Raw genomic sequence first — 25,225 nt, forward strand, 5'->3', positions numbered from 1 at the left:
GTAAAAAAAGAATCCCGCTTACGCGGGAATTCTTTTTAGTTATAATTCATTTCTTCTTTGGCTTTCATCATTTCATTGAACTCCTCTTTAGATCCTACGATAATGCTATCGTATCGTCTAACACCTGTACCGGCTGGAATTCTATGTCCAACAATTACGTTTTCTTTCAAGCCTTCAAGAGCATCAATTTTTGCACTTACTGCTGCTTCGTTAAGAACTTTTGTAGTTTCCTGGAACGATGCCGCAGAGATAAATGACTTAGTCTGTAGAGAGGCTCTCGTAATACCTTGTAGGATTGGAGTAGCTGTAGCTGGACTAGCATCTCTAGCCGATACTAATGCTTTATCCTCTCTTCTCAAGATAGAGTTTTCATCTCTTAACTGACGAAGGGTAACGATTTGACCTGCCTTCAATTTCGCAGAATCTCCTGCGTCCTCTACTACTTTCATTCCGAAGATCTTGTCGTTTTCTTCAATAAAGTCAGATTTGTGAACCAATTGGTTTTCTAGGAAGATAGTATCTCCAGAATCAATAATCTGAACTTTACGCATCATTTGTCTTACAACAACCTCAAAGTGCTTATCGTTGATTTTCACCCCTTGTAGACGGTATACTTCCTGAACTTCGTTCACCAAGTATTGTTGTACTGCAGATGGTCCTTTAATGTTCAATATATCTGTAGGCGTGATCGATCCGTCAGACAATGGCATACCAGCTTTAACGTAATCGTTCTCCTGAACAAGGATTTGGTTAGATAACTTCACTAAGTATTTCTTAACCTCTCCAAGTTTAGACTCGATAATGATTTCACGGTTACCTCTCTTAATCTTACCGAAGGATACCACACCATCAATCTCAGTTACTACAGCTGGGTTAGATGGGTTACGAGCTTCGAACAACTCGGTTACACGTGGAAGACCTCCAGTAATATCCCCTGCCTTAGCAGATTTACGAGGAATCTTAACCAAAATCTTACCTACACTAATCTTCTCTCCATTATCAATCATCAAGTGAGCACCTACCGGCAAGTTGTATGAACGGATAGTTTCACCTTTTGAATCTTCAATATGAAGTGTTGGAATCAACTTCTTGTTTCTAGATTCAGAAATTACTTTTTCTTGGAATCCAGTTTGCTCATCGATCTCAACTTGATACGTCATACCTTGCTCGATGTTTTCATAACGCACCTTACCGGCAAATTCTGAAATAATTACACCGTTGTAAGGGTCCCAAGAACAGATTACATCACCTTTCTTAACAGCATCTCCACTGTTTACATATACAAACGATCCGTAAGGAATATTGTTTGTACTTAAAGTGATACCTGTTTTGGCATCTACAAGTTTCATTTCTGAAGTTCTGGAAATAACAACATCTACTTCCTTACCTTCATTATCAACGGTCTTAACAGTTTTTAAATCTTCGATTTCTGCAATACCGTCGTACTTTACGATTAACTTGTTCTCCTCAGAGATGTTACCTGCAATACCCCCTACGTGGAAGGTACGCAATGTTAACTGTGTACCAGGCTCTCCAATAGATTGCGCTGCTACAACACCAACGGCTTCACCTCTTTGTACAATTTTACCAGTAGCAAGGTTTCTACCGTAACACTTAGCACAAATTCCTTGTTTAGCTTCACAACTTAATGGTGAACGTACTTCTATAGTTTCAAGTGCAGAGTTCTCGATTGCTCTAGCAATAGGCTCATCGATATGTTCTCCTGCTTTTACCAATAATTCTTCAGTAATAGGATCATAAACATCGTTCAATGAAGTACGACCTACAATTCTATCTTCAAGTTTCTCAACAACCTCTTCATTTTTCTTCAAGGCCGCTACTTCAATACCTCTTAATGTACCACAATCTTCACTGTAAATGATAACATCTTGAGAAACGTCTACCAAACGACGAGTCAAGTAACCCGCATCGGCCGTTTTAAGAGCGGTATCCGCAAGACCTTTACGAGCACCGTGCGTAGAGATAAAGTATTCCAAAATTGAAAGTCCTTCCTTAAAGTTAGAAAGAATTGGGTTTTCAATAATTTCACCACCTCCAGCATTAGATTTCTTAGGTTTTGCCATCAAACCACGCATACCGGTCAACTGACGAATCTGCTCTTTCGATCCACGAGCTCCAGAATCAAGCATCATGTACACAGAGTTAAATCCTTGTTGGTCCTCACGGATACGCTTCATAGACAACTCTGTCAATTCAGCATTCGTAGAAGTCCAAATATCAATTACCTGGTTGTAACGTTCGTTGTTGGTAATAAGTCCCATGTTATAGTTGGCCATGATACCATCTACCAAAGTATTGGCTTTATCGATCATGCTGTGTTTTTCAGCAGGGATAATAATATCACCTAAACTGAAAGACAATCCACCTTGGAATGCGAACCTATATCCTAAACCTTTGATGTCGTCCAAGAAAGCAGCTGTTTCAGGTACACTAGTAACTTTAAGAATGTTACCAATAATATCTCTAAGCGATTTCTTAGTCAAAACTTGGTTAATATATCCTGCTGCTGCTGGTACTTTTTCGTTGAAAAGTACACGTCCAACAGTAGTTTGAATGATTTGGGTGGTCAATTCACCTGCCTCATTAAAGTCTTTTGTTCTTACCTTGATACGGGCATTCAAGTCTACTCTTTTCTCATTGTAAGCAATAGTTACCTCGTCTGGAGAGTAGAATGTCAATCCTTCACCTTTAACAGTTACATCTTCGGTAGTTAAACGCTCCTTGGTCATGTAATACAGACCAAGTACCATATCCTGAGAAGGTACGGTTACCGGAGATCCGTTGGCTGGGTTCAAGATATTGTGTGATGCCAACATCAACAATTGCGCTTCCAAAATAGCCTCTGGTCCTAATGGTAAGTGTACCGCCATCTGGTCACCATCGAAATCCGCGTTAAACGCCGTACATACCAATGGGTGTAACTGGATAGCTTTACCTTCGATCAACTTAGGCTGGAAAGCTTGGATACCAAGTCTGTGAAGCGTAGGAGCACGGTTCAAAAGCACTGGATGTCCTTTTAATACGTTTTCCAAGATGTCCCACACAACTGGCTCTTTTCTATCTATAATTTTCTTAGCAGATTTTACAGTCTTAACAATTCCTCTTTCAATCAATTTTCTAATGATAAAAGGCTTGTACAATTCTGCTGCCATGTTCTTTGGCAATCCACATTCGAATAATTTCAATTCTGGTCCAACAACAATTACAGAACGTGCAGAGTAATCAACACGCTTACCAAGTAAGTTTTGACGGAAACGTCCTTGCTTACCTTTTAAGGAATCAGACAATGACTTAAGTGGTCTGTTAGAATCTGTTTTCACAGCAGACGACTTACGTGTGTTATCGAACAATGAATCTACAGACTCTTGTAACATACGTTTTTCATTACGTAAGATTACTTCTGGAGCCTTGATTTCTACCAATCTCTTCAAACGGTTGTTACGGATAATTACACGACGGTACAAATCATTCAAATCTGACGTTGCAAAACGACCTCCATCAAGTGGCACCAATGGACGTAATTCTGGTGGAATGACAGGAATAGCCTTCATGATCATCCACTCTGGTCTGTTTTCACGGTTAGCATTAGAATCTCTAAACGCCTCCACAACCTGTAAACGTTTTAACGCTTCGGTTTTACGTTGTTTAGAAGTTTCGTTGTTGGCTTTGTGACGTAAGTCATAAGACAATTCATCCAAATCAATTCTCGCTAAAAGCTCGATCAAACACTCGGCTCCCATTTTAGCGATGAATTTGTTAGGATCTGTATCGTCCAAATATTGGTTTTCTTGTGGAAGGGATTCCAAAATGGTCAAGTATTCCTCTTCTGTCAAGAAATCTAATTTTTGTAATGGGTCACCTTCTACACCTTTTGCATTACCTGGTTGAATTACCACATAACGCTCGTAGTAGATGATCATGTCCAATTTCTTGGATGGCAATCCTAATAGGTAACCAATTTTATTTGGAAGAGAACGGAAATACCAAATATGTGCTACTGGCACAACAAGGTTAATGTGTCCTACTCTATCTCTACGTACTTTCTTTTCTGTTACTTCAACACCACATCTATCACAAACAATTCCTTTGTAACGGATTCTTTTATATTTACCACAAGCACATTCAAAATCCTTAACGGGACCAAAAATACGCTCACAGAATAAACCATCTCTTTCTGGTTTATGAGTTCGATAATTAATAGTTTCAGGTTTCAGAACCTCACCACGAGATGCCGCCAATATAGACTCTGGCGATGCTAAACCAATCGAGATTTTATTAAATCTCTGTACTGTATTCTTATCTTGTTTTCTAGCCATAATACTTTGTAGTCTTTATCAGTTTCCGGTAGGTGATACTCACCTACCGGAAGACTGAAAACTTTTTTATTCTTCTAATCTAATATCTAAACCTAATCCTTTCAATTCGTGCATTAATACGTTGAAAGATTCAGGTAGTCCTGGTTCTGGCATCGGCTCTCCTTTTACGATTGCCTCGTAAGTTTTAGCTCTACCTATAACGTCATCAGATTTTACTGTTAAGATTTCACGAAGTGTGCTTGATGCTCCATAAGCCTCAAGTGCCCATACCTCCATCTCTCCGAAACGCTGACCTCCAAACTGAGCCTTACCTCCAAGTGGCTGTTGCGTAATCAATGAGTATGGCCCGATAGAACGTGCGTGCATCTTATCGTCGATCATGTGGCCTAGTTTGATCATGTAGATAACCCCTACAGTTGCAGGTTGGTCAAAACGATCTCCTGTTCCACCATCATATAAGTAAGTGTGTCCAAATCTTGGGATTCCTGCCTCATCGGTAAGTTCATTGATCTGGTCTAGAGTTGCACCGTCAAAAATAGGGGTTGCATAAGTGCGACCTAATTTTTGTCCAGCCCATCCAAGAACCGTTTCATAAATCTGCCCGATGTTCATACGTGATGGTACCCCTAGTGGGTTCAACACGATATCAACTGGAGTTCCGTCTTCCAAGAATGGCATATCTTCCTGACGAACGATACGTGCAACAATACCTTTGTTACCGTGACGTCCCGCCATTTTATCACCTACTTTAAGTTTACGTTTTTTAGCAACATAAACCTTAGCTAGTTTTATGATACCAGATGGTAACTCATCTCCAACAGAGATTGTAAATTTCTCGCGACGTAAAGATCCTTGTAAATCATTTTCCTTGATTTTGTAATTGTGGATCAAATCTGCTACAAGTTCATTTAAGTGATCATCTGTAGTCCATGTTCCTGAAGTTAAGTGCGTATAGTCATCTACGGCATTTAACATCTTAAGTGTATACTTTTTCCCTTTAGGAATAATTTCTTCACCAAGATCATTAAAGATACCTTGTGCAGTTTTTCCGTTTACAATGTTGAATAATTTTTCAACTAATACATCTTTAAGTTCATCGAACTTTCTGTAGTAAACGCTTTCTAGTGCATCGATATCCTCCTTGTCCTTAGCTCTCTTACGTTTGTCTTTTATAGCTCTAGAGAACAACTTCTTGTCGATAACAACACCATGTAAAGATGGTGAAGCTTTCAAAGAAGCGTCTTTAACATCTCCAGCTTTGTCACCAAAGATTGCTCTCAATAATTTCTCTTCTGGAGTAGGATCGCTTTCTCCTTTTGGTGTAATCTTACCAATAAGAATATCCCCTGGCTTGATTTCTGCACCAATACGAATCATACCGTTTTCGTCAAGGTCTTTAGTAGCCTCTTCCGATACGTTAGGGATATCATTGGTTAACTCTTCATTACCCAATTTGGTATCTCTAACTTCCAACGAATACTCATCGATGTGGATAGATGTAAAAATATCGTCGCGTACTACCTTCTCAGAAATCACAATCGCATCCTCGAAGTTGTACCCTTTCCATGGCATGAAGGCCACTTTCATATTTCTACCTAATGCAAGCTCTCCATTTTCTGTTGCATATCCTTCACAAAGTACTTGTCCTTTCTTCACCTTGTCCCCTTTAGTTACAATCGGTTTAAGGTTGATAGATGTACCTTGGTTAGTTTTTCTAAATTTAATCAATGGATAAGTTTTTGTATCGCTATCAAAACTTACCATAGCTTCTTCATCAGTACGCTCGTATCTGATTACGATTTCATTGGCATCAACATACTCAACTGTACCAGCTCCTTCTGCATTGATCAATACCCTAGAATCTGAAGCTACTTGACGCTCTAATCCGGTTCCAACAATAGGTGCTTGAGGACGTAATAATGGTACCGCTTGACGCATCATGTTAGATCCCATCAAGGCACGGTTCGCATCATCATGCTCCAAGAACGGAATTAAAGATGCAGAAATAGAGGCGATTTGGTTAGGCGCTACGTCCGTATAGTGCACATTTTCCGGTTCAATTACAGGGAAATCACCTTCCATTCTGGCAATTACCTTATCATGTAAAATCTTTCCTTCGTCATCCACCTTAACAGTTGCCTGAGCAATCAATTTCTCTTCTTCTTCCTCTGCACTTAAATAGATAGGCTCTCCTTTGATGTCCACCAAACCTTCCTTAACCTCGCGGTAAGGAGTTTCGATGAATCCCATAGAGTTTACTTTGGCGTAAACTGACAATGAAGAAATCAAACCAATGTTTGGTCCTTCAGGAGTTTCAATAGGACAAAGACGTCCATAATGCGTGTAGTGAACGTCACGAACCTCGAATCCGGCACGCTCTCTAGAAAGACCACCTGGCCCTAATGCCGAAAGACGACGCTTATGCGTGATCTCTGCCAATGGGTTGGTTTGGTCCATAAATTGAGACAACTGGTTTGTACCAAAGAACGAGTTGATTACAGAAGATAAAGTCTTCGCGTTGATCAAATCGATAGGGGTAAATACCTCATTGTCCCTAACGTTCATACGCTCACGGATAGTACGAGCCATACGCGCCAAACCAACACCAAATTGGGCTGACAACTGCTCTCCTACCGTACGCACACGACGGTTAGACAAGTGATCGATATCATCAATCTCTGCTTTAGAGTTGATAAGCTCGATTAAATATTTAATAATGGTAATGATATCTTCTTTGGTAAGCACTTGCTTGTCCATTCCAATATCCAAACCTAATTTTTTATTCATTCTATAACGTCCAACTTCACCTAAAGAGTAACGTTGGTCACTAAAGAACAATTTTTCAATAATACCTCTTGCAGTTTCCTCATCTGGCGGTTCGGCATTACGTAATTGACGATAGATATGTTCTACAGCTTCTTTTTCAGAGTTTGTAGGGTCTTTTTGAAGGGTATTATGAATAATGGCATAATCTCCTTGCTGTGCATTTTCTTTGTGTAAAAGTACGGTCTTAACACCTGCATCAAGGATTTCCTCGATGTTATCCTTATCGATAATAGTGTCACGATCCAATACTATTTCGTTACGCTCGATAGATACTACTTCTCCTGTATCCTCATCTACGAAATCTTCGTGCCAAGTATTCAATACACGAGCGGCTAACTTACGTCCTAAAACTTTCTTTAAACCTGATTTGGAAACTTTAACCTCTTCAGCAAGGTCAAATATTTCAAGAATATCTTTGTCTCGTTCAAAACCAATAGCTCTAAACAATGTGGTTACAGGTAATTTTTTCTTCCTATCAATGTAGGCATACATTACTTGATTGATATCTGTAGCAAATTCAATCCATGATCCTTTAAATGGAATAACTCTTGCTGAATATAATTTGGTTCCATTTGCATGGAAAGATTGGCTGAAGAATACACCAGGAGAACGGTGCAATTGAGAAACTACAACACGTTCAGCACCGTTTATACAAAAGGTACCACTAGGTGTCATGTAAGGAATAGTTCCTAAGTACACATCCTGGACAATGGTCTCGAAATCCTCATGTTCAGGGTCTGTACAGTACAATTTAAGCCTTGCCTTTAATGGTACACTGTATGTTAAACCTCTTTCAATACATTCCTCAATTGTGTATCTTGGTGGATCGATAAAATAATCCAAAAATTCCAAGACGAATTGGTTTCGCGTGTCTGTGATTGGGAAATTTTCCATGAAGGTGTTGTATAGACCTTCATTCCCTCTTTCTTCCGATTTTGTTTCTAACTGGAAAAAATCCTGAAAGGACTTTATTTGAATATCCAAGAAATCGGGATATTCCGTTCTATTTACAATAGAAGAGAAATTTAATCTTTCAGCTGTTTTTGCTAACATCGATGAACGAGATTTTGATTAAAAATAATATAAAGGATGTATATAACAGTTATATACACAAAAGGGTTTAGGTCTTAGAGGTTACCTCTAGACCTAAACCATATTTTGTAGGTTAGTTAAGCTTACTTAAGCTCAACCTCAGCTCCAGCTTCTTCCAATGAAGCTTTTAAAGCTTCTGCTTCATCTTTAGATACAGCTTCTTTAACTGTGCTAGGTGCACCGTCAACTAATTCTTTAGCTTCTTTCAATCCTAAACCAGTTAATTCTTTAACCAATTTAACAACTGCTAATTTAGAAGCACCAGCTGCTTTAAGGATTACGTCGAATTCAGTTTGCTCTTCTGCAGCGTCTCCACCTGCAGCAGCTCCACCTGCAGCAACTGCTACAGCAGCAGCAGCTGGCTCAATACCGTACTCGTCTTTTAATATTGTAGCTAATTCGTTTACTTCTTTAACTGTTAAATTAACTAATTGTTCTGCGAAATCTTTTAAATCTGCCATTTTCTATCGTTTTAATAAAATTTTTAAAAATATATTTGTTTAAGTGCGTACTTATTTGGATTATCCTTCTTTCTCGGATAACGTCTTGATGATACCGGCCAATGTACCGCCTCCAGACTTAAGAGCAGACACAACGTTCTTAGCTGGCGATTGTAGCAATGCCACGATATCTCCAATAAGCTCTTCTCTAGATTTGATGTCAACCAATGCATCTAATTGATCGTCCCCAACATAAATTGCTTCTTCAATAAAAGCTCCTTTAAGCAAAGGCTTTTCAGATTTTTTACGGAAGGCTTTAATAACCTTTGCTGGCGCGTTTCCTGTTTCAGAAAACAAAATTGACGTATTTCCCTTAAGTACACCTGGCAGCTCTCCAAAATCTTTCTCAGAAGCTTCCATGGCTTTAGCCAATAATGTATTCTTTACTACAGCTAATTGTACGTTTGCTTTAAAACATGCACGACGTAACTCTGAAGTGTTTCCTGCATTTAATCCAGAAATATCTGCTAAATAAATATTTGGATTCTCTGCTAACTGAGCAGTCAACTCTTCAATAACTTGTGATTTTTCTTCTCTTGTCATAATATAAAAGTTTAACTACTTAGTTTATTTTTGTATCTACTGCAATACTTGGACTCATAGTACTAGAAATGAAAATACTTTTCACGTAAGTACCTTTAGCTGCAGTAGGTTTCAATTTCATCAATGTAGAAAGTAATTCCTGTGCGTTACCTACCAATTTGTCAGCGCTAAAAGACGCCTTCCCGATTGGAGCGTGAACGATACCAGTTTTGTCTACTTTGAAATCAATCTTACCTGCTTTTACTTCACTAACAGCTTTGGCCACATCCATAGTTACGGTACCAGTTTTAGGGTTAGGCATTAAACCTCTAGGACCCAAAATTCTACCTAGTGGTCCTAATTTACCCATAATGCTAGGCATTGTTACGATAACGTCTACGTCTGTCCAACCGTCCTTGATCTTTTGTAGGTACTCGTCTAAACCTACATAATCAGCTCCAGCTTCTTTAGCTTCAGCTTCTTTGTCAGGAGTTACCAAGGCCAATACTTTCATATCCTTACCTGTTCCGTGAGGAAGAGAAACTACACCTCTAACCATTTGGTTAGCTTTACGTGGGTCTACTCCTAAACGAACAGCGATATCTACAGAAGCATCAAATTTAGTATAAGTAATTTCCTTTAATAAGTTTGAAGCTTCCTCAAGAGAATAAAGCTTGTTTTTCTCAACTTTAGCTCTTGCTTCTTTTTGCTTTCTTGTTAATCTTGCCATTTCAAAAATTTTTAGTTAGGAGCTTCCCCGCCTTTAACAGTGATTCCCATTGATCTTGCAGTACCTGCAACCATTGTCATAGCAGACTCAATTGTAAATGCATTCAAGTCTTGCATTTTGTCCTCTGCAATAGCTCTAACTTGATCCCAAGTTATTTTAGCTACTTTCTTTCTGTTCGGTTCTCCAGATCCTTTTTTTACTTTGGCCGCTTCCATTAATTGTACAGCAGCTGGAGGAGTTTTGATTACAAAATCAAAAGATTTGTCTTTGTAAACAGAGATAACCACTGGTAATACTTTACCAGCTTTATCTTGGGTTCTCGCATTAAATTGCTTACAGAACTCCATGATATTAACTCCAGCAGCACCTAAAGCGGGTCCAACTGGTGGCGACGGATTCGCAGCACCTCCCCGAACTTGTAATTTAACTACTTTACTTAATTCTTTTGCCATTTTAATAAATTTAGTTTTGCATGTCTCTTAATATGGAAGCAAAAAGACATACGATATATCTGGTAACAATTATTAAACTTTTTCCACTTGCATATAACTCAACTCCAATGGTGTTTTTCTTCCAAAAATTCGCACCATAACCTCAAGTTTACGCTTCTCTTCATTGATCTTTTCGATAGTACCATCAAATCCATTAAATGGACCGTCAATTACTTTTACTGTCTCACCAATGGTGTAAGGGATTGCTACATTAGCATCGGCATCTACCGTAAGCTCATCCACTTTACCTAACATTCTGTTTACTTCAGATTGTCTTAACGGCACCGGATCACCTCCCTTTGTTTCACCTAAAAATCCAATTACGTTGGTAATGGATTTGATGATGTGTGGAATTTCCCCACTTAAATTTGCTTGAATCATTATATAACCAGGAAAATACACGCGTTCTTTGTGTATCTTTTTCCCGTTACGTATTTGAATCACTTTTTCTGTAGGAACCAATACTTGGTCAACAAAATCCTCAAGACCCAATCTCGTAATTTCATTCTCGATATAGGTTTTGATTTTGTTTTCTTGACCACTTACGGCTCTAACAACGTACCATTTCTTATTTGTGTTTGTCTCAGACATTCAAAAGTGTTTTAGCTGATTAAATCAAAATATTGTTTAATAACTTTACTAAAAACAGTATCCACTCCCCAAATAGCCAATGCAAAAACAATAGAGAAAACAGCCACAAGAACAGTTAAGCTTTGCGCTTCTGCCCAAGTAGGCCATGACACATTATTCTTTAATTCCTCAAAGGATTCCTTTATATAATTAACAATTCCTGCCATTTGACTTAAAAGTTTTTATCAGATTACAAACTCGCAACATACGTTAAAAAAATGTAATCTAAAAATTTGCACGGGTTGCGAGACTCGAACTCACGACACCTGGTTTTGGAGACCAGTGCTCTACCAACTGAGCTAAACCCGTAAATATAAATCAAGGCGTCTTGCTAAAATGTACAAGACACCTTAATTTATAAATTATAAATATTATTAGTCTAAGATTTCAGTTACCTGACCAGCACCTACTGTACGTCCACCTTCACGGATAGCGAAACGTAAACCTACATTCATCGCGATTGGTTGGATCAAATCTACAGTAATAGTAAGGTTATCTCCAGGCATTACCATCTCAACTCCATCAGGAAGGCTAATGTTTCCTGTTACGTCAGTTGTACGTACGTAGAACTGTGGACGGTAGTTGTTGTGGAATGGAGTGTGACGTCCACCTTCTTCTTTCTTTAGGATATAAACCTCAGCTTTGAATTTTTTATGTGGAGTTACAGAACCTGGCTTAACGATTACCATACCTCTAGAGATTTGGTTTTTATCGATACCTCTTAATAAGATACCTGCGTTATCTCCAGCCTCACCTCTATCCAAGATTTGACGGAACATCTCGATACCAGTAATAGTAGAAGTCAATTTCTCAGCTCCCATACCGATGATCTCTACAGGATCTCCAGTTTTAGCAACACCAGTTTCGATACGTCCAGTTGCAACAGTACCACGACCAGTAATAGAGAATACGTCTTCGATAGGCATCAAGAAAGGCTTATCCATATCACGTACTGGCTCTTCAATCCAAGCATCAACAGCTTCCATCAATTCCATTACTGTATCAACCCACTTTTGCTCACCGTTAAGAGCACCAAGAGCAGAACCAGCAATTACAGGACCGTTATCTCCATCATACTCATAGAAAGACAACAAATCTCTGATTTCCATTTCTACTAACTCTAAAAGCTCCTCATCATCAACCATATCAACTTTGTTCATGAAAACAACGATACGAGGAATACCTACCTGACGACCTAAAAGGATGTGCTCACGAGTTTGAGGCATAGGACCATCTGTTGCTGCAACCACCAAGATAGCACCATCCATTTGCGCAGCACCAGTTACCATGTTCTTAACGTAATCGGCGTGACCAGGACAATCTACGTGTGCGTAGTGACGATTTGCAGTCTGATACTCTACGTGAGATGTATTAATTGTAATACCTCTTTCCTTCTCTTCCGGAGCGTTATCAATTTGATCAAATGATCTTGCTTCAGATAAACCCGCATCAGCTAATACTTTTGTAATAGCGGCAGTTAAAGTTGTTTTACCGTGATCTACGTGTCCGATAGTACCAATGTTTAAGTGTGGTTTCGAACGATCAAAAGTTCCCTTTGCCATGTTTAATTTATTTAATCTTAATTTATATTAGTGTTCAAATTTAATTCACTGTAATATGAGCCAATGACGGGATTTGAACCCGTGACCTCTTCCTTACCAAGGAAACGCTCTACCCCTGAGCTACACCGGCTTTTTAAAAAGAGCGGGAGACCGGGTTCGAACCGGCGACATTCAGCTTGGAAGGCTGACGCTCTACCAACTGAGCTACTCCCGCTTTTTAAAAATTTAAAAATAGAGTAAAAAAGTGGGGAGAGCAGGATTCGAACCTGCGAAGACATAGTCAGCAGATTTACAGTCTGCCCTCGTTGGCCGCTTGAGTATCTCCCCAATGGTTTTTACAATATTTTAGATCATTTCTCTTAAAGAACTTGAGCCGATAGAGGGACTCGAACCCACGACCTGCTGATTACAAATCAGCTGCTCTAGCCAGCTGAGCTATATCGGCTTTTGATGCCTTTTTGTACAACAAAAAAGTCCGCTATTTCTAACGGACTGCAAATGTATATATTTATTTCTTTATTCAAAACATTTTTTGAAAAATTTTGTCATATATGTGTTCTTAATTTTTCTTTTCGCTTTTTGAGTTGGCGCTCCAAGGATGAAACTGCACTATCGGCCCCTTCTTCAAATGTCTTGCATTGTTTTTTAACGACAAGACTATCTCCGGGAACACTTACTCTAGCCTCGAAGATTTTATTCTCCTTAGCACTAGTATTTTCCACTTTCAGAAATACGTCAGACTGGATAACCCTGTCATAAAATAAATCTAATTTATCCATTCTCTTTTGGATAAACGCTATCAACTTTTTGTCTGCATTAAAGTTGACTGACTGTGTGTTTACTTTCATATGTTTAAAAATTTAAAAAGAATGTAAGACCGCTGCCCATAAAAAAAATTTAATTTTTCAAATTCCTATTTAAAAAATTAAATTCTGCTATAGGTGTGGATGCCATCCTTCATTCTTAATGGTTAGACATTGAACAATTATCTATTCGTGTTTTTTACTTCTTGGATGTGCGTTTGAATACACCTTTTTCAACTCGTTTATACTGTTATGGGTATAAACCTGTGTTGCTGCAAGACTGGAATGCCCAAGAAGTTCTTTTACTGCATTCATATTTGCACCTTGACTCAGTAAATGTGTGGCAAACGAGTGCCGCAATATGTGAGGGCTCCTTTTTACTTTTGTAGATGCCCTACTAAAATAATCATTTATAATTCTGTAAACAAGAGTTTCGTAAATTTTCACACCTTTTTTTGTCAAAAAAAGAAACGCTTCATCTACAATATTATCTAAAGAACTTCTTACTTCAAGGTACTGCTTGGCTGTTTGCACCACAGAATCTATTAACGGGATGATACGCTCTTTATTTCGCTTCCCTAGAACTTTTAACGTTTTATTAGCTAAATCCAAATCAGCCACCTTCAACTGTACCAATTCAATCCTCCTTACACCAGTGGCATAAAACAGCTCTATGATCAAACGGTCACGCAGGCCTTCAAAATCGGTTTCGCATTGCAGTGCCGTGATTACCGAATCCATCTCGTCTTCGGAAAAAGGAACCTGTACCTTTTTTGGAGCTTTTAGCGCCTTATGTTTAGCCAACGGATTGCTTTCCATATCTCCTATCTTCACCATAAACTTATAATAGGAATTCAAGGACGATACCTTTCTATTGATACTGCGGTTATTTATTCCCTTTTCTACCAAGGAAACAATCCAGGTACGTATTTGTCGATACTCTAAATCCTGTACCGACTGTTCCCCATATTCCGAAGCGATAAATTCTTCAAAGTCTCCCAAATCTTTAGAATATGCCTTTATAGTAAGTAAGGCATATTTCTTTTCATGCAGTAGGTAATCTGTAAAAGCTATTATGGACATATACTCTATGGAATGAATATCATTAAAAGTACAAAGTATTATTTACTTAAGTAACGGCAAAAAAAAAAATCCTGCGATTGCAGGATTTTAATTAAGAATAAATGTATTCTTAGATGTTTTCTAGATCTCTAAGAGTCTGGATATATTGAGCTTTTTGAATTTGAGCTCTACGCTCTACTGATGGCTTAGTAAACTGCTTTCTAGTTTGCAATGCACGCTTCGTACCAGTTTTATCAAATTTACGCTTGTAACGCTTTAGCGCTCTATCTATATTTTCTCCTTCTTTAATCGGTATAATTAACATAGTATCTTAACCTCCTCTCTTTTAGAATTTTTCGGTTGGCAAATATAATAAGTAATCTATTAATTGCAACTAAAATGAAAAAAAATATTTACTCCTTATATAAAGACGATCTTTTGGTTAAATCCTGAATCAATTGTTCATCTTCTTCACTCTCCAACAAGGTGTTATAGGTTTTCCAAAATTCCTTATTATATGGTTTCACAGAAAAAATATCCGGATTCCAATCCTTCTGAACTTCCAAAGCAATTGCTTCTGGATCAACAATAATCTCAGTAAATAGAATTTCCTGCACCGAATAATAATAGCGTTCATTTGGATCGTAAGCTTCATTTTCATCTTTGGAAGAAACCTTTGCCCCCACATTGACCAGTTTTGGAGTTTCATAATAAATGTAACTAGGATACATTTTGTCATTATACTCCATATAGGTCATTACTAACCTATGGTTTACCTGTGTCCCGAACAAATTTTTACTTCTGCTCTTTTGCTGAGGGGAAGATGCTACCAATTCGTATTCTATTTTCTTCACCGCGTAGTTATCCCAATAAATATAAATCCATCCATTGGCCACATAACCATCGTTATAAATCCCAGGTGTTTCCAGATTCACAAAATCGGTACTAACATCAATCTTAATCTTATAAATCTTTCTTCCATTATCCACCAAAACAGTATCCAATTCAAATTGATGGTTTTCCAACATGTGGTCACCAAAAAGTGCTTTATTGGATTTAGTGTTTCTAAGTAAATTCAATTTCCCCTGAAACAAATGCTCCAAACCATTGGTCCTTCTATCATTCCATTTTATAGCTTTAACCAAAGAAGCCGTTGCAATGGTATCGCGTCTTAGGTTTTTAGCCCTTAGGTTTCTAAGCTTCTTTTCCTGCTTCAAATAAGCTGTATATGCCAACAAACTATCTACATCACGCAAATCATAACTCTTGCGCATTTCATCTACATTAATCTTTAAGTTTACGTCGGCATCGGAAGTAAAACTGGAATCGTATAGGGTAATAGCACTTTCTATGAGCCACTTGAATTCCTTTTTGTTTCGCTCCTTATGTCTTAAAAAACCTTTTTGAACATATGGCTCCTCAGGGAAATTGTCTCCCAATTTCTCCAAGGCCCGCTCCACAATTTCGTTTCCTGTTTCGGGTCTTGTTTCGGCCACCAAAAGAATCTCATCCAAGGAAGCAATATCTTCCTCTAAATAAATTTCCATGCTGTTGTCAAATTCACCAACTGGCACTTTATAACTCTTATACCCAATGGAAGATATTACCAAGGTGTCTTTTGCAAACTCGTTAGGAACCAAAAGGACAAACTTTCCATCGGCGTTACTTACGGTACCAATTGTTGTATTTTGAACATAGATACTGGCACTTTCTACAGGCATCAATGTTGCAAAATCCACAATTTTATTTTTGAGTTCTTTTTGCGCAAAGGAAGGCATCGCACAAAAACCGATAGCCATGGCAAAAAGAAACTTAAAATGGGGACTTCTCATAAAATATTAGGTTGCTGGTTTATAATCCTTTTTATCGATTACCATTTTGGAAATGATCTCACGAAGGATTTCGGAAGTACCTCCTCCAATAGGACCTAGCCTACTATCTCTTAACAGGCGCGCCATTGGATAATCTTCCATATAACCATACCCACCTAAAAACTGCAAACAACCATAGATTACCTCGTCTGCCATTTTAGTAGATTGCAGTTTGGAAATGGTCGCTTCCTTAACCACATACTCTCCTTTATTCAATCTATTGGCTACAGAATAATTGTACTCCTTGCACAATTCCATAAAACTGTACATATCGGCATACTTGTGTCTTAAGGCTTGGTATTGATCTATGGATTTACCGAAAGTTTTTCTTTCAGACATATATTGAAGGGCATACTCCAAAGCATACTCTGCTCTAGCGTGGGCGTTCACTCCCATTATTAGTCTTTCCAGAGCAAAGTGCTGCATGATATAAGGGAATCCTTTACCTTCTTCTCCCATTAAATTAGAAGCGGGCACCACCACATTGTCAAAAGCTATTTCCGCAGTATCTGAAGCTCTCCATCCCAATTTATCCAATTTAGAAGCAGAGATTCCTGGAGTTTCCTTATCAATCACAAACATACTGATCCCTTTATTTCCCAATTCTGGGTTTGTCTTGGCAGCCACCACCATATAGTCACAGTAGTAACCATTGGTAATAAAAGTCTTTGATCCGTTAATTACATAAGAATCTCCTTCTTTAACCGCTGTAGTTCGCATTCCTGCCACATCACTTCCTCCAAAAGGCTCACTTACACAAAGGGCTCCAATTTTGGTTCCAGCAATGCTAGGTTCCAAATATCTCTTTTTAATATCATGGTTGCCTTCTTTATTCAAATGCGTCATGGCCAAATAGGTGTGCGCCCAAATAGCTGCAGCAAATCCTCCTGAATTCACTTTCTGTAATTCTTCCAAAAGAATCACGGTATAAAACAAATCTAAATCAAGTCCTCCGTAAGCCTCTGGATAAGGCAATCCAAGATATCCCATCTCTCCAAACTTCTCCCAAATAAACCGTTCTATAGTCCCGGTTTTTTCCCATTTATCTATATGTGGTACGACTTCTTTTTTTAAAAATTCCTTAAGGCTTTCGCGAAAAAGCTGATGTTCTTCAGTGAAGTACATGCTATTCATAAATATAGTATTCTAGAGTTAATTAAGCGTCAAATATAGCTTAATTATCTCAAACCGATGAACCGGAAAGTCTTTTACTTTTGTTAATTCCTCCAACGATTTAAACCCCTCGCGAAGCGTCCGTTCTTCAATGATTTTATGGGCAATTTCATAGTCAATATACTTAATGGTCACCAGCTCATCCCTGGAAGCTGTGTTCAACTTTACCTTACTTAAATTCTCCGGTTCCTTCACAAAAAACCGTTCGGACATGCGCTCGATGACCTCAGGTGACAGACCATATACCTCCTGCAATTGCACCATAGAAATGAAACCCAAGGGCAATGTCTTTCTATAATCCATGATCCGTTTGGAAAGCACTTCTCCAATTCCGTTCACTTTCCTTAAATCCTCTTGACTCGCCTTATTTAAATCTATTTTTGTTATTGGAGAATTTACCTTATTCGATTTCGGTTTTGCTTCAGAAGTATGCGTCACCCAATCTGGGAATTTGAAATAAGGCGCCATAGTATTCAACAATGAATCAGAAACCATTGTGACCTGTTGGAATTCCTCTTTAGAATTCACCCATTTCCCTTGTTCCCTAAAATGAAGCAATCTGTCAATTTCTTCATTGCTCATCCCTAAAGTATAGCCTTTGTAATCTGTAATAAAGTTTGGGTTGAATGGAAAGATTTTTGGTTGGCGTTTTTCGATTTCAACAGCTTTAAGAGAATCGATCTCCTTTTGAAATTTCTCAAGGTTTTCATTGTCAAAATCAATTTCCTGCCTCGGGAAATCCACAAAGAAATATACTAATTGAAGAATAACAATTAGGCTCAATAAAGACAAAATCCCATTCCGTTGTTGTTTGGTAAACACGAAATGGGATTTTATATTTTTCATTTGATTTGTTTTTACATGTGCTCGGTCAAATCCTTTGCACCTTCTTCCAATGCATCATGTTTCACCTCGATGGCTTCCATATATTTTCCAAGCTCCCTTCTAATGATTGGCGCCAAGATCACCACCCCAATAATATTAGGTACAACCATGGCAAAAATCATGGCGTCGGAGAAATCAATAACAGCTCCAAGGCTGATAGAAGATCCTACAACCACAAAAAATAGGAATAAAATTTTATATACTAAATCTGATGTTTTTCCTTTTCCAAACAAAAATACCCAACCTTGCATTCCGTAGTAAGACCAAGAAATCATGGTAGAAAATGCAAATAGGATTACGGCTAAGGTCAACACTACAGAGAAATGAGGAATCACAGAGTCAAAGGCAATAGCTGTTAGCTCTACACCTTCCTTAATTGGCACTCCATATTCCATAAATTGCCCGTTGAAATTGGTAATTACAATCACCAAAGCAGTCATAGTACAAATAACCACGGTATCTACAAAAGGTTCCAAAAGCGCTACAATTCCCTCCGAGGCTGGATACTTGGTTCTTACTGCCGAGTGGGCAATAGCTGCCGAACCAACACCTGCTTCATTGGAAAACGCACCACGACGAATCCCTTGGATCATCACTCCCACAAGACCTCCTGCGATTCCCAATCCAGAAAAAGCACCATCATAGATCAACGCAAAAGCATCATCGATAAGGCTGAAGTTGGCTCCTAAAATAATCAGCGCTGCCAACACATAAATCCCAGCCATGAACGGTACAATTTTTTCCGTTACAGAAGCAATTCTTTTGATTCCCCCAATAATTACTACGGCTACAATAACCGCCATTACAATACCAAAGTACATACCTGCATTGGAAACGTCTTGCAATTCAAACAACTTAATAAATTGAGCTGCCGCTTGATTGGCTTGGAACATATTTCCACCTCCAAAAGAACCGCCAATTACAAACACCGCAAATAAAACTGCCAATATCTTTCCAAAGCCAGCCATTCCTTTTTCCTTAAGACCTTTGGTCAAGTAGTACATTGGTCCTCCGTAAACGGTTCCGTCTTTTCCAACGTCTCTGTACTTCACACCTAAGGTACATTCTGCAAATTTGGAAGCCATCCCTAAAAGTCCAGCCATGATCATCCAAAAGGTTGCCCCTGGACCACCAATAGACAAGGCTACGGCTACACCAGCAATATTTCCCAATCCTACAGTGGCAGAAAGGGCTGCAGTAAGCGCCTGAAAGTGGGATACTTCTCCATCGGCACTATCATCCCTCAAGGTTTCAATGATATTTTCATGATCGTTAGGCGTCACATCGCCATACAAAGTGTCGGCTCCATGCTTTTCAATATCTTCATATTTCCCCTGCACTACTCTAATTGCGGTACGGAAACCTGTAATATTTATGAATTTGAAATAAACGGTAAAATATATAGCACCTCCTATCAACACAATAAGCACCCACGGAATACTGTAGGTGTCTGAAAAGGGAATTTCCTTGAAAATCCACTCTACAAACCATCCGGTATAGTCCTTAAAAAAGGCATCGATTTTTTCGGAAGTTGATTCTTGGGCAAAAGTTAAAATTGGTAATAAAACTGAAAGTAATGATAGAAGATATTTCTTCATATGGAATTTTAAATTTAGTTATTTCTTAATCAATTATTGTTAGGGCTGCCAAGATGCTAAAAAAAATTGAACTAATAAAGCCTTGGTTGTTAAAATCAAAAATTAACTACCTGATATTGTAGACCGAATTCAGTTTTTGAATCTGCTCCGGACGCCCCAAAACAATGAGCTTGGAGTTAACTCCTAACTTCATTTCAGCCTCTGGATTCACAATATATTCCCCGGCGCCATTTTTAAACCCAATGATATTGCATCCCGTTTTATTGCGCAAATCCAAATCTCGAATGGTCTTTTCATCGGCATCACTGCAAAGCTTTGCCACTTCAATTTCTTCAATATTCACATGCGACCTTCCAACGATGGAAAGGTTGTCTATAAACTCAATCAAATCCGGAACCACGACCAAGGAAGCCATATGGTCCCCTCCAATTTTATCGGGAAGAATGACATTGTCTGCCCCTGCCAATTTCAATTTATTATAGGTCGTTTCCTGTGATGCCCTACTAATGATTCTCAAGTTCTTATTGATTTGCCTTGCGGAAAGTACCACAAACAAATTATCAGCATCATTTGGCAACGCCGAAATCAACGTACTTGCTCTATTAATACCTGCCCTGTGGAGCACCTCATCTTCATTGGCATTCCCGTGAATGAAATTTACCAGTTCACTTTCAAACTTATCAATAAGTTCCTTATTCTGCTCAACGACCACAAATGGCTTATTGTACGCTATCAACTTTTTAGCCGCCTGTGTCCCGTTTCGGCCATACCCACATATAATGATATGGTCCTGAAGTTGGTCAATTCGCTTTTGCATATTCTTTTGTTTTAATTCTTCAAAACTATTTTGGCTTAGCAAATACTCTGTCAATACACTGATCACATACCCCACAATTACTATGCTCGCCAAAATCAAAAACACCGTAAAAATTTTGGATTGATCATCCAACGGACGCACCTCTCCAAACCCCACGGTGGTAATGGTAATAACCGTCATGTAAAGGGCATCAATCCAATTATAACCAGAAATGATCCTAAACCCAATCATTCCCGAAAAGACCAAAAAAGCCAACAGCAATATCGCGATGGTTGTTTTGGATTTGGAAAGACGAAGTAAGGTGCTGTTCATATATTATAGATCAAAAACCGAAGAACGTTTGGTATAGAGTAAGTCCTTGACGCGCATTAAAAAGGAAAGAATCAAATACAGGGCAAAACCAAAACCAAGGGTTACAAAGGTCAAGTAAATAAAGGACGTCCTTACAACTTTGGCCCTAATCCCCAAACGGTCGGCAATACGTTGACACACATAATAGCCGTGTTTCTGAAAATGCAGTAATATCTTGTAGAAAATATTCATTAAAACAAATTTGATGATTTTAAATTACAAAAAAAAGCCACTTTCGAAAAAGTGGCTTTTTAAAACTATATATTCTGTTTACAGATGAATTATTTCATCTGCATTCCCATCGGGATCACCATTGACGGTTCCATCTGTGGAAGGATTACCCAATAACAAGACTCCTGCTGCATGTGGTGCCGCCATTGAAGTTCCGCTTATGCTATTATACCCTCCATTTTTCCATGTAGAATAAACACCTACTCCAGGGGCACAATAATCTACTGGAGGGTTGCCGTAGTTTGAAAAGTACGCCCAATTATCATCAGAATCCATGGCCGAAATGGTATAGATATTAGCTCCATTGGCTCTTGCTGGCGAATGACTGTTGGCATTATTGGATTCATTTCCTGCCGCCAACACAAACTTCACACCCGATTCAGCCGCAGCTGCAATAACTGCATTATCCAAAATCTGTGATACACCTCCGCCTAAACTCATATTAGCCACATCACCTGCTTCTCCTTCAGCCTTAACATAATCCACACCTGCAATAACCCCTGACAAACTACCACTTCCGCGACGGTCCAATACACGAACCGCCACAACCGTAGTCCCAGGTGCAACACCTACAGAACCTATATTATTGTCCAAAGCTGCGATGGTTCCAGCCACATGGGTTCCATGACCATTTTGATCATCGGCACTGTTTGCCCCAGAACCAGATAAGAACGAGACACTTCTAGACACATCCACGTTCAAATCGGGATGATCCAAATCTATACCCGAATCAATAATCCATGCCGTATGGCTTGAAGCTGTGTTTCCACCACCAACTCTAGTAGTTCCGTAAGGTATTTGTTGTGTATCGCTAGTCCCCGTATTTCCTCCGCCAGGCTTACCTTTATAGGGAGAAATGCTCATGGTGTAGTTTTGCTCTATCCTTAAAACTCTTGGATCGTTCTGTAAATTTTGTAATTGGGCTTCAGATAAATTGGCAGTAAAACCTTTTACAGCATGGCCAAAGGTTGCCGTAATATGGGAATCCTCCAATCCTATTATTTCAAACTCATTTAAAAACGAACGTTTTAACCCATTCATTTGCGAGGTATATTCCTGCGGTGTTTTCACCTTTGGCAAAGGTGCCATTCTTTGGTTGGAATTATTATACACTACAATATAACTTCCAGGAATCACTTTTGACTCCATAAAAGATACCGTTTCTATTTCTTCATCTACTTGATCGGTTGCATCTGGTTGACAATTAAAAATTGTCAAACCCAAAGTCCCTATTAAAGAATACTTAATAATTGATTTTAGCTCCATCTTTTTTAATATTTATTCATTCAAATGTTAATTTATTTAACAATTTAAATTTTTAAGCCGAAAACCAAGAAAATAAATTCTTAAAACATTAAGCTATTAGACCAACTGTAGAATATTGGCGCCAATCGCACAGTCAAGACACTTTTGCCTTTCACAATAGTTCCTCTTTAACTGAATCAAGGCTTGCGATTGTAGCGCGTTTTGACATTTTACACCCAAATTGGCAAAGGCAGAAAGCAAACTATTACTTTCTGCATGAATCTGTTGCGCCAATTGCACCACATTATCAATCTCCTTTCCATTGGCTTTGCAATGGGCAAATTTTATTGGGATAATAGTATTGATAAGAAGTAAGTCGACGAAGGTTTTGGTCAATCGTTTTTTAGACGGCTTGGAGCTTTTGCCAAAAGAATAGTGGGTTTCCCAATACAGGGATGTTTCACAATCCAAAACCTTATAATAATCTTCAAGGGAGTTGAGTTCCATAAGTTTTGAAAACAATTGCTTTTCATTTGCATATAGACTTGCCAACTGCGATAATCTGATAGTCGGAAAATTTGGTGGCCGCAACCTAAAAAATTGCGGTGCTAAAACAGACACATTGGAAAACTGAAATTTCTGCTTCAGAAATCCATACTCTTTTTGAAGTTTCAAATAGTAAACATCCTCCAATTCACTGTCCAACCAACCACACTGCCCAAAAAAAAGCGCTTCCAATCCAAATTGGTTGCTCTGCAATTTTCTTACCACTGAATAATCGACAGACTGCGCCAAACTGAAAAATGCTTCGCCATTGACTTTTAATCCAAAGTTTTTAGCCAACATTTTGAACAATACAGCCTCCCAATCATTTTTTGAATTTGAAAGCTGTTTCTCAATAGTTAGGTACTTCTGTTCCAAACGTTCAATGTACAAGCGCTCCAACCAATTGTTTAAAATTAAATCTTCTGTTTTGGACAGATCGTCTTCACAATAAATCCATTTATTCCCTTTGGAATATAGTTTGAAATAGGTGTTCAGCAACAGTGTGTCCACTGCGTCCTTTAATTGTAAAGTGGGAATTTCGGAATTATCTTTTCTAAAAATTTCGGTATCATGTTCCCATACCACATGCAAAATCACATTGTCGTAAGCTTGGTCCTGTTCGTGCCCGTGCACATACCAATCGGAAGATTTTACATGCACCTCAACATTACCCGCCCACAGCTGATTTCCAATTTTTATTTGAGCATTGAAAAAATCGGGGCCGGAATCTGTATTATGCTGCCCTACCTGCAATGGGGCCACAGTTTCCCCGGTAGTGGTTTTCAGGTTCTGCGCCTTGCGGATTTTATATTTCCAGAGATAGTGTAGAAAATCTTCTTGCATCTCTTAAAAATAAGAAATATTTACAACGCAACACTCTGAAAAACAAACACAAGAAAATAATCTTACATTCTTTAATCTAGATACCCCATTTTCCTCATCCAGTCATTATTGAACATTTTCCCTACATAACGGCTTCCATGATCGTGAAATAGCACCACTACCACATCGTCTTTGGTAAAATGTTCTTCCAACTGTAGCAGTCCTTTTACGGCTGCTCCAGCAGAATTCCCAAGAAACATCCCTTCTTCCTTTGCCAATAATTGGGTGTAAATGGCTGCATCCTTATCGGTGACTTTGGTAAATCCATCAATAATACTAAAGTCCACATTTTTGGGCAGAATGTCTTCACCAATTCCTTCTGTGACATAAGGATAGATTTCCTTCTCATCAAAAATCCCCGTTTCATGATATTTTTTGAAGACACTTCCATAGGTATCAATACCCCAAACTTTCACATTTAGGTTTTGTTCTTTCAAGTATCTTCCAACTCCAGAAATGGTGCCCCCAGTACCTACTCCCACTACAAAATGGGTTACTTTACCATCTGTCTGTTTCCAGATTTCCGGCCCTGTACTTTCGTAATGTGCTTTGGTATTACTAGGGTTATCATATTGATTGACATACCAAGAATTTGGAATCTCTTTTGCCAATCGTTTCGCTACCGAATAATAACTTCGGGGATCGTCAGGAGCAACCGCTGTTGGACACACTACTACTTCTGCTCCCATCGCCCTAAGCACATCCATTTTTTCCTTGGACTGCTTGTCGTTGATCACAAAAATACATTTGTATCCTTTTACAATGGCTGCAAGTGCCAATCCCATTCCTGTATTTCCGGATGTCCCTTCAATAATAGTGCCTCCAGGCTGCAGTCTACCATCGGCTTCGGCATCTTCTATCATCGTTAAGGCCATGCGGTCTTTAACTGAGTTTCCCGGGTTGAATGTTTCGTATTTCGCCAATACCAAACAAGGCAATTCTGCGGTAAGTTTATTGAGTTTCACCAAAGGGGTGTTCCCAATGGTTCCTAAGATATTTTCTGCGTAATCCATGCTTTAAAATTACCATAAATAAACAAATGGCAAAAGTTAAAGATGTCACCTTCTTCTA

General features: G+C 38.7%; 21 protein-coding genes and 5 tRNA genes. All 26 read right to left on the bottom strand.

Annotated features, from left to right (window positions below):
• Positions 1–35: 35 nt before the first annotated feature.
• Positions 36–4,337, bottom strand: a complete 4,302-nt coding sequence (gene rpoC, locus AC6I5C_RS15185) for a DNA-directed RNA polymerase subunit beta' (RefSeq protein ID WP_053977411.1) — start codon at positions 4,335–4,337, stop codon at positions 36–38.
• 66 nt (positions 4,338–4,403) lie between these two features.
• Entirely contained in the window at positions 4,404–8,216 is a 3,813-nt protein-coding gene (rpoB, locus tag AC6I5C_RS15190; protein ID WP_497905894.1) for a DNA-directed RNA polymerase subunit beta, read from the bottom strand.
• A 122-nt stretch (positions 8,217–8,338) separates the two neighbouring features.
• Complete coding sequence (rplL, locus tag AC6I5C_RS15195; RefSeq protein ID WP_053977409.1) at positions 8,339–8,716, bottom strand: 50S ribosomal protein L7/L12; 378 nt, start codon at positions 8,714–8,716, stop codon at positions 8,339–8,341.
• Between the two features lie 60 nt (positions 8,717–8,776).
• A complete protein-coding gene (gene rplJ, locus AC6I5C_RS15200; RefSeq protein ID WP_053977408.1) occupies positions 8,777–9,298 on the bottom strand; it encodes a 50S ribosomal protein L10 in 522 nt (173 codons plus the stop codon).
• A gap of 19 nt (positions 9,299–9,317) precedes the next feature.
• A complete protein-coding gene (gene rplA, locus AC6I5C_RS15205) occupies positions 9,318–10,007 on the bottom strand; it encodes a 50S ribosomal protein L1 (protein WP_053977407.1) in 690 nt (229 codons plus the stop codon).
• Positions 10,008–10,018: 11 nt separating this feature from the next.
• Positions 10,019–10,459, bottom strand: a complete 441-nt coding sequence (gene rplK / locus AC6I5C_RS15210) for a 50S ribosomal protein L11 (protein ID WP_053977406.1) — start codon at positions 10,457–10,459, stop codon at positions 10,019–10,021.
• A 72-nt stretch (positions 10,460–10,531) separates the two neighbouring features.
• Positions 10,532–11,089: a transcription termination/antitermination protein NusG gene (nusG, locus tag AC6I5C_RS15215; protein ID WP_053977405.1), complete on the bottom strand. Its 558-nt coding sequence runs from the start codon at positions 11,087–11,089 to the stop codon at positions 10,532–10,534.
• 11 nt (positions 11,090–11,100) lie between these two features.
• On the bottom strand, positions 11,101–11,295 hold the full coding sequence (secE, locus tag AC6I5C_RS15220; protein WP_053977404.1) for a preprotein translocase subunit SecE: 195 nt from the start codon (positions 11,293–11,295) through the stop codon (positions 11,101–11,103).
• 69 nt (positions 11,296–11,364) lie between these two features.
• Positions 11,365–11,437: transfer RNA gene (locus AC6I5C_RS15225), tRNA-Trp, on the bottom strand.
• A 65-nt stretch (positions 11,438–11,502) separates the two neighbouring features.
• Positions 11,503–12,690 (bottom strand): elongation factor Tu, encoded by a 1,188-nt coding sequence (gene tuf, locus AC6I5C_RS15230; RefSeq protein WP_497905895.1) that lies wholly within the window; start codon positions 12,688–12,690, stop codon positions 11,503–11,505.
• Between the two features lie 58 nt (positions 12,691–12,748).
• A tRNA-Thr gene (locus AC6I5C_RS15235) sits at positions 12,749–12,820 on the bottom strand.
• A gap of 11 nt (positions 12,821–12,831) precedes the next feature.
• Positions 12,832–12,904 (bottom strand) — tRNA-Gly (locus AC6I5C_RS15240).
• 31 nt (positions 12,905–12,935) lie between these two features.
• Positions 12,936–13,017: transfer RNA gene (locus AC6I5C_RS15245), tRNA-Tyr, on the bottom strand.
• A gap of 44 nt (positions 13,018–13,061) precedes the next feature.
• Positions 13,062–13,135, bottom strand: a tRNA-Thr gene (locus AC6I5C_RS15250).
• Positions 13,136–13,235: 100 nt separating this feature from the next.
• The gene (gene hpf / locus AC6I5C_RS15255; protein ID WP_053977402.1) at positions 13,236–13,538 is read right to left on the bottom strand and encodes a ribosome hibernation-promoting factor, HPF/YfiA family; all 303 of its coding nucleotides are present in this window, start codon (positions 13,536–13,538) and stop codon (positions 13,236–13,238) included.
• Between the two features lie 141 nt (positions 13,539–13,679).
• On the bottom strand, positions 13,680–14,576 hold the full coding sequence (locus AC6I5C_RS15260) for a tyrosine-type recombinase/integrase (RefSeq protein WP_497905896.1): 897 nt from the start codon (positions 14,574–14,576) through the stop codon (positions 13,680–13,682).
• Positions 14,577–14,685: 109 nt separating this feature from the next.
• Positions 14,686–14,880 (bottom strand): 30S ribosomal protein S21, encoded by a 195-nt coding sequence (gene rpsU, locus AC6I5C_RS15265; protein WP_053977400.1) that lies wholly within the window; start codon positions 14,878–14,880, stop codon positions 14,686–14,688.
• Between the two features lie 88 nt (positions 14,881–14,968).
• Positions 14,969–16,387, bottom strand: coding sequence for a carboxypeptidase-like regulatory domain-containing protein (locus tag AC6I5C_RS15270; RefSeq protein WP_497905897.1), 1,419 nt, complete (start codon positions 16,385–16,387; stop codon positions 14,969–14,971).
• A 6-nt stretch (positions 16,388–16,393) separates the two neighbouring features.
• Entirely contained in the window at positions 16,394–17,560 is a 1,167-nt protein-coding gene (locus tag AC6I5C_RS15275) for an acyl-CoA dehydrogenase family protein (RefSeq protein WP_497905898.1), read from the bottom strand.
• A gap of 18 nt (positions 17,561–17,578) precedes the next feature.
• The gene (locus AC6I5C_RS15280) at positions 17,579–18,445 is read right to left on the bottom strand and encodes a ComEA family DNA-binding protein (RefSeq protein ID WP_497905899.1); all 867 of its coding nucleotides are present in this window, start codon (positions 18,443–18,445) and stop codon (positions 17,579–17,581) included.
• 11 nt (positions 18,446–18,456) lie between these two features.
• Positions 18,457–20,082: an alanine/glycine:cation symporter family protein gene (locus AC6I5C_RS15285; RefSeq protein WP_497905900.1), complete on the bottom strand. Its 1,626-nt coding sequence runs from the start codon at positions 20,080–20,082 to the stop codon at positions 18,457–18,459.
• A gap of 106 nt (positions 20,083–20,188) precedes the next feature.
• Entirely contained in the window at positions 20,189–21,211 is a 1,023-nt protein-coding gene (locus AC6I5C_RS15290) for a potassium channel family protein (RefSeq protein ID WP_497905901.1), read from the bottom strand.
• A gap of 3 nt (positions 21,212–21,214) precedes the next feature.
• Entirely contained in the window at positions 21,215–21,442 is a 228-nt protein-coding gene (locus AC6I5C_RS15295; RefSeq protein WP_053977394.1) for a PspC domain-containing protein, read from the bottom strand.
• A gap of 78 nt (positions 21,443–21,520) precedes the next feature.
• Positions 21,521–22,747: a S8 family peptidase gene (locus tag AC6I5C_RS15300; RefSeq protein ID WP_497905902.1), complete on the bottom strand. Its 1,227-nt coding sequence runs from the start codon at positions 22,745–22,747 to the stop codon at positions 21,521–21,523.
• Positions 22,748–22,843: 96 nt separating this feature from the next.
• Positions 22,844–24,115 carry a DUF2851 family protein gene (locus AC6I5C_RS15305; RefSeq protein ID WP_497905903.1) on the bottom strand — a complete coding sequence of 424 codons (1,272 nt, stop codon included), beginning with the start codon at positions 24,113–24,115 and terminating at the stop codon, positions 22,844–22,846.
• Positions 24,116–24,186: 71 nt separating this feature from the next.
• Positions 24,187–25,167 (bottom strand): PLP-dependent cysteine synthase family protein, encoded by a 981-nt coding sequence (locus tag AC6I5C_RS15310; protein WP_497905904.1) that lies wholly within the window; start codon positions 25,165–25,167, stop codon positions 24,187–24,189.
• Positions 25,168–25,225: the final 58 nt, after the last annotated feature.

The organism is Mangrovimonas sp. sgz306409 (assembly GCF_059735265.1).